At 29.3% G+C, this 15931-nt stretch carries 14 protein-coding genes; 7 read left to right on the top strand and 7 right to left on the bottom strand.

Translation table 11 applies throughout. The features are described from left to right. Window positions 1-17: 17 nt before the first annotated feature. A complete protein-coding gene (gene ccoS / locus BLU40_RS04955) occupies window positions 18-233 on the bottom strand; it encodes a cbb3-type cytochrome oxidase assembly protein CcoS (RefSeq protein ID WP_090120523.1) in 216 nt (71 codons plus the stop codon). A 112-nt stretch (window positions 234-345) separates the two neighbouring features. Then, a complete protein-coding gene (locus BLU40_RS04950) occupies window positions 346-2709 on the bottom strand; it encodes a heavy metal translocating P-type ATPase (RefSeq protein WP_090120521.1) in 2364 nt (787 codons plus the stop codon). Window positions 2710-2828: 119 nt separating this feature from the next. On the opposite strand from BLU40_RS04950, the gene BLU40_RS04945 reads away from it, so the two are divergent. Next, window positions 2829-3515, top strand: coding sequence for a Crp/Fnr family transcriptional regulator (locus tag BLU40_RS04945; RefSeq protein WP_090120519.1), 687 nt, complete (start codon window positions 2829-2831; stop codon window positions 3513-3515). A 73-nt stretch (window positions 3516-3588) separates the two neighbouring features. Here the strand turns inward: BLU40_RS04945 and BLU40_RS04940 are convergent, their stop codons facing one another. The 3 genes from BLU40_RS04940 to BLU40_RS04930 form a co-directional block, all read right to left on the bottom strand. After that, the gene (locus BLU40_RS04940) at window positions 3589-4833 is read right to left on the bottom strand and encodes a cysteate-C-fatty acyltransferase (RefSeq protein ID WP_090120516.1); all 1245 of its coding nucleotides are present in this window, start codon (window positions 4831-4833) and stop codon (window positions 3589-3591) included. Window positions 4834-4978: 145 nt separating this feature from the next. Then, window positions 4979-6016: a cysteate synthase gene (locus BLU40_RS04935; RefSeq protein ID WP_090120514.1), complete on the bottom strand. Its 1038-nt coding sequence runs from the start codon at window positions 6014-6016 to the stop codon at window positions 4979-4981. Window positions 6017-6100: 84 nt separating this feature from the next. Beyond that, window positions 6101-8167, bottom strand: a complete 2067-nt coding sequence (locus BLU40_RS04930; RefSeq protein ID WP_090120511.1) for a S9 family peptidase — start codon at window positions 8165-8167, stop codon at window positions 6101-6103. A 68-nt stretch (window positions 8168-8235) separates the two neighbouring features. Here BLU40_RS04930 and BLU40_RS04925 point away from each other — a divergent pair, with 68 nt between their 5' ends. The 3 genes from BLU40_RS04925 to BLU40_RS04915 all read left to right on the top strand — a co-directional run bounded on the left by BLU40_RS04925 (window position 8236) and on the right by BLU40_RS04915 (window position 11341). Next, window positions 8236-8556, top strand: a complete 321-nt coding sequence (locus BLU40_RS04925) for a YbaB/EbfC family nucleoid-associated protein (RefSeq protein WP_090120507.1) — start codon at window positions 8236-8238, stop codon at window positions 8554-8556. 140 nt (window positions 8557-8696) lie between these two features. Beyond that, on the top strand, window positions 8697-9803 hold the full coding sequence (locus BLU40_RS04920) for an FIST signal transduction protein (RefSeq protein WP_090120503.1): 1107 nt from the start codon (window positions 8697-8699) through the stop codon (window positions 9801-9803). Continuing rightward, on the top strand, window positions 9797-11341 hold the full coding sequence (locus BLU40_RS04915; RefSeq protein ID WP_090120500.1) for a PAS domain-containing sensor histidine kinase: 1545 nt from the start codon (window positions 9797-9799) through the stop codon (window positions 11339-11341). The genes BLU40_RS04920 and BLU40_RS04915 overlap by 7 nt, the downstream gene beginning before the upstream one ends. Here BLU40_RS04915 and BLU40_RS04910 read toward each other — a convergent pair whose 3' ends face one another. After that, window positions 11342-12769: an ATP-dependent DNA helicase gene (locus BLU40_RS04910; RefSeq protein ID WP_090120497.1), complete on the bottom strand. Its 1428-nt coding sequence runs from the start codon at window positions 12767-12769 to the stop codon at window positions 11342-11344. Between the two features lie 107 nt (window positions 12770-12876). On the opposite strand from BLU40_RS04910, the gene BLU40_RS04905 reads away from it, so the two are divergent. Genes BLU40_RS04905 through BLU40_RS04895 form a run of 3 tightly spaced genes read left to right on the top strand, consistent with a single transcriptional unit; the run spans window position 12877 to window position 14985 of the window. Beyond that, the gene (locus BLU40_RS04905) at window positions 12877-13608 is read left to right on the top strand and encodes a hypothetical protein (RefSeq protein ID WP_090120494.1); all 732 of its coding nucleotides are present in this window, start codon (window positions 12877-12879) and stop codon (window positions 13606-13608) included. Continuing rightward, complete coding sequence (locus tag BLU40_RS04900; protein ID WP_175454746.1) at window positions 13577-14434, top strand: DUF3822 family protein; 858 nt, start codon at window positions 13577-13579, stop codon at window positions 14432-14434. The genes BLU40_RS04905 and BLU40_RS04900 overlap by 32 nt, the downstream gene beginning before the upstream one ends. Further along, complete coding sequence (locus BLU40_RS04895) at window positions 14431-14985, top strand: RsmD family RNA methyltransferase (RefSeq protein WP_090120485.1); 555 nt, start codon at window positions 14431-14433, stop codon at window positions 14983-14985. The genes BLU40_RS04900 and BLU40_RS04895 overlap by 4 nt, the downstream gene beginning before the upstream one ends. Here the strand turns inward: BLU40_RS04895 and BLU40_RS04890 are convergent. Further along, window positions 14977-15930 carry an AAA family ATPase gene (locus BLU40_RS04890; RefSeq protein WP_090120482.1) on the bottom strand — a complete coding sequence of 318 codons (954 nt, stop codon included), beginning with the start codon at window positions 15928-15930 and terminating at the stop codon, window positions 14977-14979. The two genes, BLU40_RS04895 and BLU40_RS04890, sit on opposite strands and share 9 nt — an antisense overlap. Window position 15931 lies beyond the last annotated feature (1 nt).

The following is a 15931-nucleotide window of genomic DNA, read 5'->3' as shown; positions in this document are numbered from 1 at the left end:
TTTTGTTTGATTAATTGTTAATTTTTATTGTTTGTTTGTTGATTTTCTTTAGCTTTTTCAGGCTCCTTAGAACCCTCTTTTTCATCTTTTACCAGCTCATCATCAAATAACATGCGTACCGATGGTGTATATGTATCTTCATACTGACCTGATTTCACTGACTTTAAAAATACAATAAAAAAAAATACGGCCACAATAATACTTACGCCAATTGTTATATAAACAACTTCCATTTTAGTTAAGAGTAATTTTTAGTCAATAATAGCGACAAAATTATATTTTTTTAAGCAAAATAAATATGACAATTATCATAAAAAAACGTTTGCGAAAAAATATGCCACGAAGTTATAATTTTTTAGAAATCCAATTTGTAAGAATAGTTACAAAAACCACTATACTAATTGAACTTAAAGGCATTAAAATTGCTGCAACTACTGGTGTTAGCTGCCCTGTAAGTGCAAAATACATTCCTATAATATTATATAAAAAAGAAAACACAAAACTAGCCTTAATTACTCTAATAGTTTTTTTAGAAAGTTTAAAAAATACTGGTAATTTTTCAAATTCATGAGCATCTAAAATAGCATCACAAGCTGGTGAAAAAACATTTACATCTTCAGAAATTGCGATACCAACATTACTTTGTGCCAATGCACCAGCATCATTTAACCCATCACCTATCATTAACACATGTTCTCCTTTTTTCTGCCTACTTTCAATAAAAGTTAATTTATCTTCTGGTTTCTGATTAAACTGAAACTGTGTTTTTTTAGGTAACAATTTTTCTAAATAAGGCTTTTCTCCATCATTATCTCCAGATAATATTATAAGGTTATAATTCTCGGCTAATATATTAAACACTTCTTTTGTTCCTTCTCTATAACTATTATTAAAAATATAGCAACCTTTATATTTATTATTAATTTGAATATGAATAGCTGTTTCATTTAAACTATTAGATTCTACATTTAAAAAACTTGCAGAACCCAGTTTTAATTTTGAATTATTAATAACAGCTTGTACTCCTTTACCTAATATCTCTTTAAATTCTTCAGGCTTTTCTTCAAATGGTTTTTCTACTATATAACTATATAAAGATCTGCTTAAAGGATGATTTGATGATCGTAAAATTGTTTTTACTGCAATTAATTCTTCAGATGATAAATTGACTCCTTTATAGTGTATTTGAGTTTTATCGTTTGAAGTAATTGTACCCGTCTTATCAAAAATAATAGTGTCTATTTTTGAAATATTCTCAATGGTTTCAGCATTTTTTAGATAAAACTTTTTATATCCAAAAATTCGTAAAATGTTACCAAATGCAAATGGTGCAGATAAAGCTAAAGCACAAGGGCAAGCAATAATTAATACAGCAGTAACAACATTAAATGCCATTGAAGGGTTTATAAAATACCAAGCAATACCCGCAACAAAAGCAATTAATAAAATTGCAATGGTAAAATATTTACTTATAGTATCTGTTAAGTTTTTTATAGTAATATCTTCAGAATTATTAAAAACATCATTACTCCATAATTGTGTTAAGTAACTTTGAGAAATGGTATTAATTACCTCCATTTCAATAGCTCCAGAAGTTTGCTTTCCACCTGCAAAAAGCTTATCTCCAGAATTTTTAGAAACTGGAATAGACTCTCCAGTAACAAAACTATAATCTAAAGCTGCATTTCCGTTAATTAAAATACCGTCTACGGGTATTAATTCTTCGTTTCTAATTAATAAACGGTCTCCTTTTTCTATATCTTTTACAGGTATGTTTTTTTCTTCACCATTAACAATTTTAGTTACTGCTATTGGAAAGTAAGACTTATAATCACGTTCAAACGATAAAAAATTATAGGTTCGTTGTTGAAAAAACTTACCTAACAATAAAAAGAAAACCAAACCTGCCAAACTATCAAAAAATCCAGTTCCAATGTCTAATAGAATTTCAACAGTACTTCTAATAAATAAAACTGAAATTCCCAGAGATATTGGAACATCAATATTTAATATTTTATGTCGTAAACCTTTTACTGCTGAAATAAAATAGTCTTTTGCAGAATAAAACACTACAGGCACAACCATTAAAAACATAAGCCACCTAAACAAATACTTATATTTTTCTAACCAAAAGCCATCTACTTGAAAGTACTCAGGAAAAGATAATAACATAATATTACCAAATGAAAATGCCGCTATAGATAGTTGATAAATTAGCGTTTTATCTACTTTATTATTTTTAGAATCTGCATCTTCTAAGCTAATATATGGCTCGTATCCTATCGAAGTATTAAGCTCGGCAATAGCTTTTAATGAAGTTAATTTGTTTTTAAACGTTACTCTAACAGTTTTCTTAGGAAAGTTAACTAAAGAAGTTGTTATGCCTTCATTTAGCTTATTTAAATTTTCTAAAACCCATATACAAGAACTACAATGTATACTTGGAATGTAGAATTCAACAACGCTTGTCTCTCCATCGTTAAATTCAAGAAGTTTTTCTGCAATTTCATCATTATCTAAATAATTATACTTTCCTTTTATTTCTGAAGGAATTGTACCAGGTGTAGCTTCTAAATCGTAATAACAGTTTAATTCACTTGCATTTAGGATTTCGTATACCGTTTTACAACCATTACAACAAAAATTTTTATCATCAAACTTTATCGGTTTTTTACCACAATCAGCTCCGCAATGAAAACAATTACTCAAATTACTATTTTTTTTAAATTCTATGCAAAATTATCGATTTATTTATTCAAAAACATGACAAATATCATTAAAATTCGTACATTTGTTACAATAACTACTAATTCTCAATTTGATTTTATATGTCGAGGTGTACCCAATGCATTATTAAGAGATTTAACTCTTTAAAAAAGTTAACTCATGACGAGCTTGAAAAATTTTCAGATCATAAAACTTCACTTTTAATTAAAAAGGGAGAGAATTTAATGACTGAAGGCCATACAATTAATGGTCTATATTGTGTAAAAGATGGTAAGTGTAAACTAACAAAATTAAACACTAACGGTAAAGAACAAATAATTAAGTTTGTTAAAGGAGGTGATATTTTAGGGCACAGATCTATTTTAAGTGATGAACCTGTAGGTTTAAATGTTACTGCATTAGAAGATATGCATGTATGTTTTATTCCTAAAGGAGATATTTTAGATATGATTAGAACAAACTCTCAATTTTCATTAAGCTTAATGAAAAATATTTCTCACCAATTAAATGAAGCGAATACTTCTATTTCTCAAATGGCTCAAAAACCTGTAAAAGATAGATTAGCTGAAACTTTAATTCATTTAGAAGAAATTTTTGGAGTAGATAAAGAAGGTTTTATTGATATTACATTAACCAGAGAAGAAATTGCTAATACTATTGGTACAGCAACGGAATCTGCTATTAGATTATTATCTAATTTAAAAAAGGATGGTGTTATTGATTTAACTGGTAAACGAATTCGAATAAAAGAAAAAGCTACGCTTCACAACATTTCTGAAGGTTATTAAACTTCAAAATAATAAAGCATAAAAAAAGCCTTTTAGTTTTACTAAAAGGCTTTTTTTATGCTTTATATGTTTTCTACATCATAGATGCAGCAATTCTTTTATAAATACCACCTTCTAATTTAGTACGTATTGCTGAGAAAGATTCTATAGTTTCTTTAACATCGTCTAAATTATGAGAAGCCGTTGGAATTAATCTTAAAATAATTAATCCTTTTGGAATTACAGGATACACAACAATAGAACAAAAGATTCCGTAATTTTCACGTAAATCATTTACCATTGCCATTGCTTCTGGAATATCTCCTTCTAAAAATACAGGTGTTACACAAGTGTTTGTATTACCAATATTAAAACCGTTTTCTTTTAAACCGTTTTGTAATGCATTTACGTTTTCCCATAACTTATCTTTAAGTTCTGGCATTGTACGTAACATATCTAAACGTTTTAAAGCTCCTTTTACCATTGGCATAGGTAACGACTTTGCAAACATTTGAGAACGCATATTGTATTGTAAATACTGAATAATATCTTTATCTGCTGCAAAGAAAGCTCCAATACCTGCCATAGATTTTGCAAACGTTGCAAAATACACATCAATATCATCTTGAACACCTTGTTCAAAACCAGCACCTTTACCTTCTTTTCCTAAAGTACCAAAACCGTGAGCATCATCAACTAACAATCTAAATTGATAATTTTCTTTTAATGCTACAATTTCTTTTAATTTACCTTGTTCTCCTCGCATTCCAAAAACACCTTCAGAAATTACAAGAATTCCTCCACCTGTTTCGTTAGCTATTTTAGTTGCTCTTTTTAAGTTTGTTTCTAAACTTTCAACATCATTATGTTTAAAAGTAAATCTTTTTCCATGATGCAAACGCACACCATCAATAATACAAGCGTGAGAATCCATATCATACACAATTACATCATTTTTAGTAACTAATGCATCAATAGCAGAAACCATTCCTTGGTAACCAAAGTTTACTAAATATGCAGATTCTTTTTCAACAAACTCAGCACATTCTTGCTCTAATTGCTCGTGATATTTTGTATGTCCAGACATCATTCTAGCACCCATTGGGTAAGCCATTCCATATTCTGCAGCAGCATCTGCATCTGCTTTTCTAACATCTGGGTGATTTGCTAAGCCTAAATAATCATTAATACTCCAAGTAATTACTTTTTTTCCATTAAATTCCATTCTATTAGAAATTTCACCTTCTAACTTTGGAAAAACGTAATAACCTTCTGCTTGTTTAGCCCATTTACCTAAAGGACCTTTATCTTTTATTATTCTATCAAATAAATCTTTCATTATAATATATTTTGCACAATGAGCGTACTTTAATATGTGCCATTTACGAAGTTACAAAGTACGGCTTTTTTTTCGTGGTTTTCAAATAAGTATATACAAAAAAAGAGGCTTAAAAAATTAAGCCTCTTTTTATAAAAATATTTTATTATTTTATGTATTCTACTGCTGGTGCTTCTTCTGTTTGAGAGTCAAAAAAGCCTTGTTCTTTCATCCAATCATCGCTATAAATTTTTTCCATATAACGCGATCCGTGATCTGGTAAAATTAAAACTACTTTTGAATTTTCATCAAAATATCCTTTTTCTGCATATTGTAAAGCTGCTTGAACAACTGCTCCACTTGTATAGCCTGTAAACAAGCCTTCTGTTATTGCTAATTCTCTAGCTTTGTGTGCTGCTGCTTCATCTGTTACTTTTTCAAACACATCTATTAATTCAAAATTTGTTGCAGACGGAATTAAGTTTTTACCTAAACCTTCTATTCTATACGGGTAAATTTCATCTTTATCGAATTCTCCTGTTTCATGGAATTTTTTTAATATAGACCCAAAAGCATCAACACCTAAAACTTTTACATTTGGGTTTTGCTCTTTTACATATTTTGAAACCCCAGAAATTGTTCCTCCTGTTCCACTTGCAGCAACAATATGTGTTAACTCTCCATTAGTTTGGTTCCAAATTTCTGGTCCCGTAGAAAGGTAATGTGCTTCAGAATTTAATTGATTAAAATACTGATTTATATAAACAGAGTTTGCAGTTTCTTCGTGTAATCTTTTTGCTACTGAATAATACGATCTTGGATCATCGGCCTTAGCATGTGCAGGGCAAACATATACTTTTGCTCCCATTGCCTTTAACATATTAATTTTTCCAGATGATGCCTTAGAATTAACAGCCAAAATACACTTATAACCTTTTATTATACTAACTAAAGCAATACTAAATCCAGTGTTTCCAGAAGTAGTTTCAATTATTGTACTTCCTTCTTTTAAAATACCTTGTCTTTCAGCCTCTTCAATTATGTGTAAAGCTATTCTATCTTTCATAGAGTGCCCTGGATTGAATCCTTCATATTTCACATAAAAGTTACCTGGAACATCTTTTGTAATTTTATTTAATTTAATTAAGGGTGTATTACCTACAAGATCTAATATATTTTCACTAATACCTGTATTTTGTATCATTCTAACGTATTTAATTCAAAATTATGAAATATTCAAAAAATGAATTATATTTAATAATATAACGTGCAAATTTAATAATTTTTTTTAATTATTTGCTTTTCCCTCTAAATCTAGTATAAAACTGTAATCTCTTGCTATTTCCTTTAAGGCATCAAATCGTCCTGAAGCCCCACCGTGCCCAGTTTCCATATCTGTATGCATAACTAATAATTTATTATTAGTTTTTAATTCTCTTAGCTTTGCAACCCATTTTGCTGGTTCAAAATACTGAACTTGAGAGTCATGAAGACCTGTAGTTACCAACATATTAGGATACTCTTGTTTTTGAACATTATCATATGGAGAATAAGATTTCATATAGTTATAATATTCTTCTTCATTTGGATTTCCCCACTCATCGTATTCTCCAGTTGTTAATGGAATTGTATCATCTAACATTGTTGTTACAACATCTACAAAAGGTACCGCTGCAATTATACCATTAAATAAACTAGGTTCCATATTAACTACTGCTCCCATTAATAACCCTCCAGCAGATCCCCCACTAGCATATAAATGATTGCTTGATGTATAGTTTTTTTCAACCAAAAATTTTGCACAATCAATAAAATCTGAAAATGTATTTACTTTATTTAATAGTTTTCCGTTTTCGTACCATTTTCTTCCTAAATACTCGCTGCCTCTAACGTGCGCAATTGCAAATACAAAACCTCTATCTAACAAGCTTAACCTAGTTGAACTAAAGCCTGCATCAATTGTATGTCCGTAAGAACCATAACCATATAATAATAAAGGTGTATTTTTATTTAACTGCGTGTTTTTATTATAAACTAATGAAATTGGAATCTCAGTTCCATCATTTGCAGTAGCCCAGATTCTTTCGCTTATATAATTATCTTTATCAAACTTACCTCCTAGTACTTGCTGTTCTTTTAATATTATTTCTGTTTTAGTATCTACATTAAAATCAATTACAGAGCTTGGTGTTGTCATAGAATTATAACCATACCTAATAACATTTGTATCAAATTCTGGATTATAATATACACCTGCCGAATATGTTTCTTCATTAAAAGGAATGAAAAAATCTTCTGAATTATCCCAACGTTTTATTCTTATTTTACAAACCCCTTTTATACGTTCTTCAAGCACTAAAAAGTTTTTAAATGTTGAAAAATCTTCCAACAAAACATCTTCTCTATGAGCAATTACATCTTCCCAATTTTCTTTAGAAGTTTTAGATTCTAAAGTTTTCATTAATTTAAAATTAGTAGCTTTATCTTTATTTGTTAGTATATAAAAATGATCATTGTAATGCGATACACTATATTCTAAATCTCTTTCTCTTTGCTGAAATATTTTAAAATCTCCATAAGCATCATCAGCATTTAAAAAACTATATTCAGTTGAAACAGTGCTATAGGCACCAATCATTAAATATTTTTCTGATTTTGTTCGGTACACATAAACTCCAAAAGCCTCATCGCTTTCAGAAAATATTTCAACATCCTCTTCTACACTCGTTCCTAAAACGTGTCTAAATATTTTTTCGCTTCTTAACGTTGTTGGATTTTTTTGAGTATAAAAAACAGTTTTATTATCGTTTGCCCAAGCTGCACTACCTGTAGTATTTTCAATTTTTTCTGGGTATAACTCTCCAGTTTCTAAATTTTTAAACTGAAGTGTATATTGTCTTCTACTAACAGTATCCGTTCCAAAGGCTGCTAATTTATTATTTGGACTTACCGAAACTCCCGAAAGATTAAAATAGCTATAGTCTTTAGCCATATCATTAATATCAAACAATATTTGCTCTTCTGCATCTAAGCTTTTAAATTTTCTTGTATGAATTGGGTATTGCTTTCCTTTTTCAAAACGAGTTACATAAAAATATCCATTCTTTTTATATGGTACCGATTCATCATCTTCTTTAATTCTCGATTTTAACTCAGTAAATAATAATTCTTGAAACTCTTTTGTATGTGCTGTTTCGGCTTCAAAATAATCATTTTCAGCATTTAAATAATCTATTACTTTCGGATTTTCTTTTTCATTTAACCAATAATAATTATCAATTCTAACATCGCCATGAATTTCTAACCTCTTTTCAATTTTTTCTACACTTGGTATTGTAAGCGTTTTATTTGTCATTAGTAAAGTATTTTGCTAAGTTGCAAAAGTACTATATTTGCAATTGCAACAAGTTAAAATTATTACAAATGTTTGGAGATATATCTGGAATGATGGGCAAGCTACAAGATGCTCAAAAAAAAATTGAAGAAACTAAAAAAAGATTAGACACTGTTTTAATTGATGAAGAAGCTGCTAATGGAAAAATTAAAGTAACAGTTACAGCTAACAAACAAATTAAATCTATATCTATTGCTGAAGAAATTTCAGAAAAAGAAGAAATTGAAGACTATTTAATTATAGCTTTAAACAAAGCTCTAACAAAAGCAAATAGTATAAGCGAGCACGAATTAGCTCTTGCAGCTAAAGATGGAATGCCTAACATTCCCGGAATGGACATGTTTAAATAAGAACAATTATTTTATATATAAAAATCAATAAAAATTTTATTTTTTTTAATATTTATTAAAATTAAACTCGTAAATTAGTCTAATATTTACTTTGTATATCTGTATACAAGTAGCCCTACAAATAAAATTATTGCACTATTATGAATGAGGTATATTTACCGCCGAGTAATATAACATCATTAAAAAAAGATTTAAACAAGTTTGAAACTGACGCATCTGTTCTTTCTATGCTATTTTTTATGGCGGATGAAAATCAGTATACCGAAGAGGAAATTGCACCTCTTTTAAAAAAATCAAACAAACCAATTATTGGAGGAGTATTTCCTGAGATTATTTATAAAGGTCAAAGAAAAAAAGAGGGAATTCTTTTAATTCCTCTTAAATTTAAGCTAACCTCTCAAGTAATAAATCTTTCAGATAGTTCTGAATCTATTCTTGAACAATTAGAAACTACACAAAATAAATCTACAGCTTCTTCCAGTTCCCTTTTTGTATTTTATAGTTGTTTAAGTTCAAATAAAAGTGATTTTATTGAAACTTTATTTAATTTTTTCGGAGTAAACCCAACTTATCTTGGTGGAGGCGCAGGATCTTTAAATTTCAATAATTTCCCTTGTATTATATCAAATTCGGGGATTCACAAAAATGCTGCCGTAATTGGCTGGACAAAAGAAACTATTGCAATTGGTGCTGCACATGGTTGGGAGTCTATATCTAAACCTTTAAAAGTTACACAAACCAATAAAAAAGAAATAATAAGTATAAATTGGAAACCGGCTTTTCAAATTTATAAAGAAATTGTTGAGCAACACTCTGGAAAATTATTTGACAGCACTAATTTCTTTAAAATAGCTAAATCTTATCCATTAGGCATTTCTAAAATTGATGCTGAAAAGGTAGTTAGAGATCCATTTAAAACCATAGACAACAAACTACATTTAATTGATATTGTACACGAAGGAGAATATGTAGAAATATTAAATGGCAATACAAACTCTTTAATTAAAAGTGCATTTTTAGCTTCAGAACAAGCGTTATCTAATAGTAAAAAAGACGTTATAAAAACAACTTTTTGTATAGATTGTATTTCTAGAGCTTTGTATATGAACGAAAATTTTGATAAAGAACTAGATGCCATTAAACAGAAAACAACTACTTCTGGAATTTTAAGCATAGGTGAAATTGCAAATTCTGGAGAGTCTGTGTTAGAAATTTATAACAAAACAATAGTAATAGCAATATGGTAAAGCAAAACTTACAAACCGAAATGTTGCTAGAACTTGTATTTAGCTCGTACAATGAAATAAATGAAAAAACAATTTTAAAAAAAAGTATTCCTCTTTACTTAAGAAAACTAAACTGCTTTACTGCAGGCGTATTAAAAAAAGAAAATTCTAGTTTTAACGAATCGCTTTTAATTCCTTATGTGTCAAAAAAATCGAAAGAATGGGAACATGTAAAAGCCTATTTTTCTAACTTATCACAAAAAGCACATGAGCCTTTTTCGCAATTACTGGTAGAGAATTCTATTTACTATGCGTACAACCTAAATACTTATGGAATTCTAATTCTTGGCAGAAAAAAACCTTTTAATGAAACACTAACTTTTGAACTTTACCCAATAATTAATCAACTTGGAATTAAGCTTAACCAAGCTTACGAAAAAAAGCAACGTGAAATTGCAGAGGCTTCACTAAAGGAAGGTGAATTACGAATGAGAACGCTTTTAAACTCTACAGCTGCAAGTATTTTAATTTACAGAAATAATAAAATTATTTACGCTAATCAGGCCGCTGAAAATTTTACAGGTTATAATTATAATGAATTACTAAACTTAAGTTTAAAAGAATTAATTCATACTGATTACAAAAACATTATAGATCGGTTTTATTTCAAAAAAATTAAAAACAATAGTAAAGAGAAATCTTTTGAAGCAAAAATCATTAAAAAAAATGATGACATTAAATGGGTAGATGTTAATGTTGGTTTAATAAACTGGGATGGAAACAAAGCCGGAATTATCTCCTCTTTTGATATTACAAAGCGTAAATTGGCAGAGCAAAATTTAATAAATGCCAAGGAAGAAGCTGAAAAAAGCGAACGTTTAAAAAGTGCCTTTCTTGCAAATATGAGTCACGAAATTAGAACGCCAATGAATGGCATTATTGGCTTTACCGATTTATTGAAAACACCTAACTTATCTGAAGATAAAAGAGAAAAATACATTAGTATTATTGAAAAAAGTGGTGATCGAATGCTTAACCTTATTAATAATATTATTGATATTTCAAAAATTGAGGCTAGTTTAATGCGTATAACCTATTCTAATGTTAATATTAACGAGCAATTAGATAACTTATACAACTTTTTTAAATTAGAAGCTCACAAAAAACAAATTAAACTATCCATAACAAAACGATTACCTAATAGTGAATCTATTATAAGAACAGATTATGAAAAGTTTTACGCAATTTATACAAACCTTGTTAAAAACGCCATAAAATATACTAATACTGGAACTATTGAAATTGGTTACGAATTAAAAAACACTAACCTACAATTTTACGTAAAAGATACAGGTATTGGAGTTCCAACAAGTAGGCAAAAAGCAATTTTCGAACGTTTTATACAAGCAGACATTGAGGATGCAAATGCAACTCAAGGAGCAGGATTAGGCCTTTCTATTAGCAAAGCTTATGTTGAAATGTTAGGTGGTAAAATATGGCTAGAAAGTACTCCAACTAAAGGTTCAACCTTTTATTTTTCATTTCCTTATAGTTATTGATTATTCTATAAAACAATCATCTTTGAATCCAATTAAATAAACTTTTTCTTGTGCTCTTGTTACAGCCGTATATAACCAGCGTAAGTACTCAACACTTTGTCCATCTGGCAAATATGGTTGCTCTATAAAAACATTTTTCCATTGTCCACCTTGAGATTTATGACAAGTAACTGCGTATGAGAACTTTACTTGCAAAGCATTAAAATATTTACTTTTTTTAATTGCTAATAATTGTTTGTATTTAGAGGATTCGTGTGCAAAATCTTTCGCAACTTCTTGGTATAATCTATTTGAATCTTCGTAAGATAATGAAGGAGATTCTGAAGTAATTGTATCCAACAACAAAACGGTTTCAAAAGGTTTTTGATCTGGATAATCAATCATTCTAACCTTTACTTCAGCAAACCTAAAACCGTATAATTCTTTAATAGAAAAAATTTGCAAAACCTCACAAATATCACCGTTTGCAATAAAACCAGCCTCACTAGAATCCTTCAACCAAAAATAATTATTTTTAACAACCATTACAAAATCACCTGTAGAAATATCGCTCTCTTGTCCTCTAATTTTACTTCTAATTTGTTGGTTGTACTGGTTTGCTCTTTTGTTCGAACGAACTATAAAAGCAGTGTCTTCTACTCCAATATTATCGTAGGCAGAATTTATAGCATCTTGAATGTCGTAACCATCAATTAATCTAATTAAATCTGGATAGCCTAATTCAAATTGAAAATCGCTAAAACCACCGTTAGCAATTATTAACCTTAATGATGTAGCGTTTATTAAAATTCCAGAGTTTTCGTGCTGACGCATAACTTCACTTAGTTCAATTTCTGAAACATCCTTATTGTACTCCAACTCCAATTTAGTAGAATCTAATGCAGGACTTAAAGAAAGTTTAACAGGTGGTAATTGTGCTGTATCTCCAATTAAAACAAGTTTGCATTGAGACCCCGAATATACATAAGAAATTAAATCATCTAACAAAGAGCCTTTTTCAAACAATTTAGCACTAGAAGGAGTGTCTGGAATCATTGAAGCTTCATCAACAAAAAATATAGTGTTAGAATGCTTATTTGGCTGCAAAACAAAATCTACACCACCTCCCTTATTTTTTTTTGGAAAATATATTTTTTTATGAATTGTAAAAGCACTTCTACTTGAATAATTGGCAATAACTTTAGCTGCTCTTCCGGTAGGTGCAAGCAATACAGCTTTAGAACCGGTTCGCCATAAATTATTAACTAAAGTGCTAATTGTTGTAGTTTTTCCAGTACCAGCATATCCTTTAATTACAAATAAAGATCTATTACTCTTTTCAAATACAAATTCTGATAGTTTTGTTAGTAATAAATCTTGAGATGAAGTTGGTTCAAATGGGAATTTTTCAACTAAGTCTATATAAAATTCTTTGGGTGTTTTACGCATGTTTGAATTAAATTTCAAATATACAAATTGATTTCTGCCGAAAAGTTTTTCTCGTTAAAAAAAATTTGTAGATTTGCGTACGTACATAACATAAGATAAAATAAAAAATGATAACACTTTTAATTATACTTGCAGGTATAGTAGTAACCGGAATTTTAGCATACTTAGTAGTAAATTTTATTCCAAGAAAATTACATTGGATTATTTCTATAATTTTATTAGCTCTTGCTGCGCTTTTAGTTTATAAAATTAACTTCGAAATTAGAAAGCCTATTAAATTTAATAACGAGAAGAAAGAAAGATACGCTAAAGTTATTGAAAACTTAAAAATTATTAGAGATGCTGAAGTTGCTCATAAAAAAGTAACTGGTAAGTATACAGCTAGTGGAGAAAACTTAATTAAGTTTATTGATACTGCTAAATTTGCTTTAACTCAAACTAGAAACGTAGCCGAAACTGTTCATACAGGTGGTGGAATTACTAAAGAAATTGAGAGAAGAGTTGTTGATACTGTTGGATATGAAGCTGTAAGAGGGTCTTTTGTTGGAAAAGACTACAAACAAATGATGAATATTCCTGGTACAGATCAAAAATTTAAAATTGAAGTTGGTGAAATTGAAAAACTAGCTGGTTTAAAAGCTCCTGTATTCGAAGTAAAAGTTGATAAAGGACTTATTTTAAAAGGTATGGATATTAACTTAGTGAAACAAGAAAAAGAAGCTATTGGTGGTGAAGAAGTTAGAGGAGAGTTTCTTAGAGTTGGTTCTTTAGGTGAAGTAAGTGAAGATGGTAACTGGCCTCCTTTCTATGATAAAGCAGACAACCTGGATAAAGAATAACAATTTAGATTTTAACAATCTAAATGAAAATACAATATCCATCCAACTTAGTTTGGATGGATATTCTTTTTGTATATACTCGCCAAATCAAAACGAAATATTAGCACTGGCATCTTATGAATTCGAATATGGATCTTCAAAAAACCCATATCAACTTTTAGAATTTATAACAGAATTATATACTACTGAAGAGTTATTGAAACCTATTTATAAAAAAGTTATTGTAACTCACTTTAACAATCTTGTTGCTCAAGTACCACAAGCATTATTTAATAAAAACAACATTGAGAATTATTTACAATACAATGTAAAACTACTTGAAAACGATTACATCACTTACGACGAGATAAACAATACAGATATTGTTAACGTGTATGTACCTTTTGTAAATATTAATAATTTTCTAATAGATACTTACGGTTCATTTACTTTTAAACATTCATCTACTAGTTTAATAGAAACATTAATTAGTTCTTATAAAAATAGCGAAGGAGCTAATTGTTTTGTTAATGTTGTAAACTCTAATTTTGAAATTGTAGTTCTAAAAAACAACAAACTCGTTTTATTTAACAGCTTTAATTTTAAAACAAAAGAAGATTTTCTTTATTACATTCTTTTTACTGCAGAGCAATTAGAACTAAACCCAGAAGAGTTTAACTTAGTTTTAATGGGCGATATTGAGAAAGAATCAGAATTATACGCACTCGCATACCAATACATTAGAAATATTAGTTTTTTAAATCCAACTAATTTTCCTTCATCATTAAACAATAAGATACCAAAACACGCTTTTAACACAGTTATAAGCAACGCAATTACAATATGAGAATAGTTTCAGGTAAATTTAAAAGTAAGCGCTTACAAGCACCAAAAAACCTTCCGGTAAGACCAACTACAGATATGGCTAAAGAAGCGTTGTTTAATATTATTAATAATTTGTATTATTTTAATAGTGTTAGCGTATTAGATCTATTTTCTGGAACAGGAAATATTAGTTTTGAATTTGGCTCTAGAGGTACAGAAAAAATTATAGCTGTAGATACTCATTTTGGATGCGTTAAATACATCAACAAAATATCTGATGAGTTAGATTTAAACATCAATACTATAAAAAGCGATGTGTTTAAATACTTAAACAAATCTAATTTACAAAATGATATTATTTTTGCAGATCCACCTTACGATTTTGAAAACGAAAAGTTTGAAAAAATTGTAACAACTATATTCGAACGTAATTTATTGGCTGAAGATGGTTTGCTAATTGTAGAACATTCTAAACATACCAAATTAGACCATTTACCTAATTTTAGTTACGACAAAAAATATGGCGGTAATAAATTTAGCTTTTTTGAAAACAAAGAAACTGAATTAGAATAACGATTCTATTATTTCTTGTTCTGAAATCCCTTCAGCTTCAGCTTTATAATTTCTAACAATACGATGTCTTAATATCGAAAAAGCAACAGCCTGTACATCCTCAATATCTGGAGAATATTTACCATTCACAGCTGCATGTGCTTTAGCACCTAAAATTAGGTTTTGAGATGCTCTTGGACCTGCTCCCCAATCTAAATAGCTGTTTACTAAGTCTGGAGAATGCGCCGTATTTGGTCTTGTTTTAGAAACTAATTTAACAGCATATTCAATTACATTATCTGCAATAGGAATTCGTCTAATTAAATGTTGAAGTTCATTAATTTTTTCTGCAGAAAGCAAAGCTTTTAACTCTGGTTTATCATCATTAGTTGTGCTTTTAACCACATTAACTTCCTCTTCAAAACTAGGATATGTTAATTCTATAGAAAACATAAACCTATCTAACTGCGCTTCAGGTAAGGGATAAGTTCCCTCCTGCTCAATTGGATTTTGAGTTGCCAACACAAAAAATGGTTTCGGTAATTTATAATGATGCCCAGCAACGGTAACCGAACGTTCTTGCATTGCTTCTAATAAAGCTGCTTGCGTTTTTGGTGGCGTACGATTAATCTCGTCTGCCAAAATAATATTACTAAAAATTGGCCCCTTAATAAATTTAAAGTGGCTGGTTTCATCTAAAATTTCACTCCCTAAAATATCTGAAGGCATTAAATCTGGCGTAAATTGAATACGCTTAAAATCTAATCCTAAAGTTTCAGCAATTGTATGCACCATAAGAGTTTTTGCCAAACCAGGCACACCTACTAATAGCGAATGACCTCCACTTAAAACAGAAAGTAAAATATGATCAACAGCTTCATGTTGGCCAATAATTACTTTTCCAATTTCTAGTTTTAAATTTTTAAATGTACCTACTAGTTCTTTTAAGGCAGTAACATCAGACATA

Origin of the sequence: Lutibacter oricola (assembly GCF_900106565.1) — a bacterium.
Taxonomy (GTDB): Bacteria; Bacteroidota; Bacteroidia; order Flavobacteriales; family Flavobacteriaceae; genus Lutibacter; species Lutibacter oricola.
Note: the sequence above shows the minus strand (reverse complement) of the source record. Positions and strands in the feature narration are given on the sequence as shown.

What these genes read in the sequence shown, in the direction of transcription:
- ccoS (WP_090120523.1), bottom strand. Translation starts at nt 233, where the DNA reads ATGGAAGTTGTTTATATAACAATTGGCGTAAGTATTATTGTGGCCGTA.
- BLU40_RS04945 (WP_090120519.1), top strand. Translation starts at nt 2,829, where the DNA reads ATGTCGAGGTGTACCCAATGCATTATTAAGAGATTTAACTCTTTAAAA.
- BLU40_RS04940 (WP_090120516.1), bottom strand. Translation starts at nt 4,833, where the DNA reads ATGAAAGATTTATTTGATAGAATAATAAAAGATAAAGGTCCTTTAGGT.
- BLU40_RS04935 (WP_090120514.1), bottom strand. Translation starts at nt 6,016, where the DNA reads ATGATACAAAATACAGGTATTAGTGAAAATATATTAGATCTTGTAGGT.
- BLU40_RS04930 (WP_090120511.1), bottom strand. Translation starts at nt 8,167, where the DNA reads ATGACAAATAAAACGCTTACAATACCAAGTGTAGAAAAAATTGAAAAG.
- BLU40_RS04925 (WP_090120507.1), top strand. Translation starts at nt 8,236, where the DNA reads ATGTTTGGAGATATATCTGGAATGATGGGCAAGCTACAAGATGCTCAA.
- BLU40_RS04920 (WP_090120503.1), top strand. Translation starts at nt 8,697, where the DNA reads ATGAATGAGGTATATTTACCGCCGAGTAATATAACATCATTAAAAAAA.
- BLU40_RS04915 (WP_090120500.1), top strand. Translation starts at nt 9,797, where the DNA reads ATGGTAAAGCAAAACTTACAAACCGAAATGTTGCTAGAACTTGTATTT.
- BLU40_RS04910 (WP_090120497.1), bottom strand. Translation starts at nt 12,769, where the DNA reads ATGCGTAAAACACCCAAAGAATTTTATATAGACTTAGTTGAAAAATTC.
- BLU40_RS04905 (WP_090120494.1), top strand. Translation starts at nt 12,877, where the DNA reads ATGATAACACTTTTAATTATACTTGCAGGTATAGTAGTAACCGGAATT.
- BLU40_RS04900 (WP_175454746.1), top strand. Translation starts at nt 13,577, where the DNA reads ATGATAAAGCAGACAACCTGGATAAAGAATAACAATTTAGATTTTAAC.
- BLU40_RS04895 (WP_090120485.1), top strand. Translation starts at nt 14,431, where the DNA reads ATGAGAATAGTTTCAGGTAAATTTAAAAGTAAGCGCTTACAAGCACCA.
- BLU40_RS04890 (WP_090120482.1), bottom strand. Translation starts at nt 15,930, where the DNA reads ATGTCTGATGTTACTGCCTTAAAAGAACTAGTAGGTACATTTAAAAAT.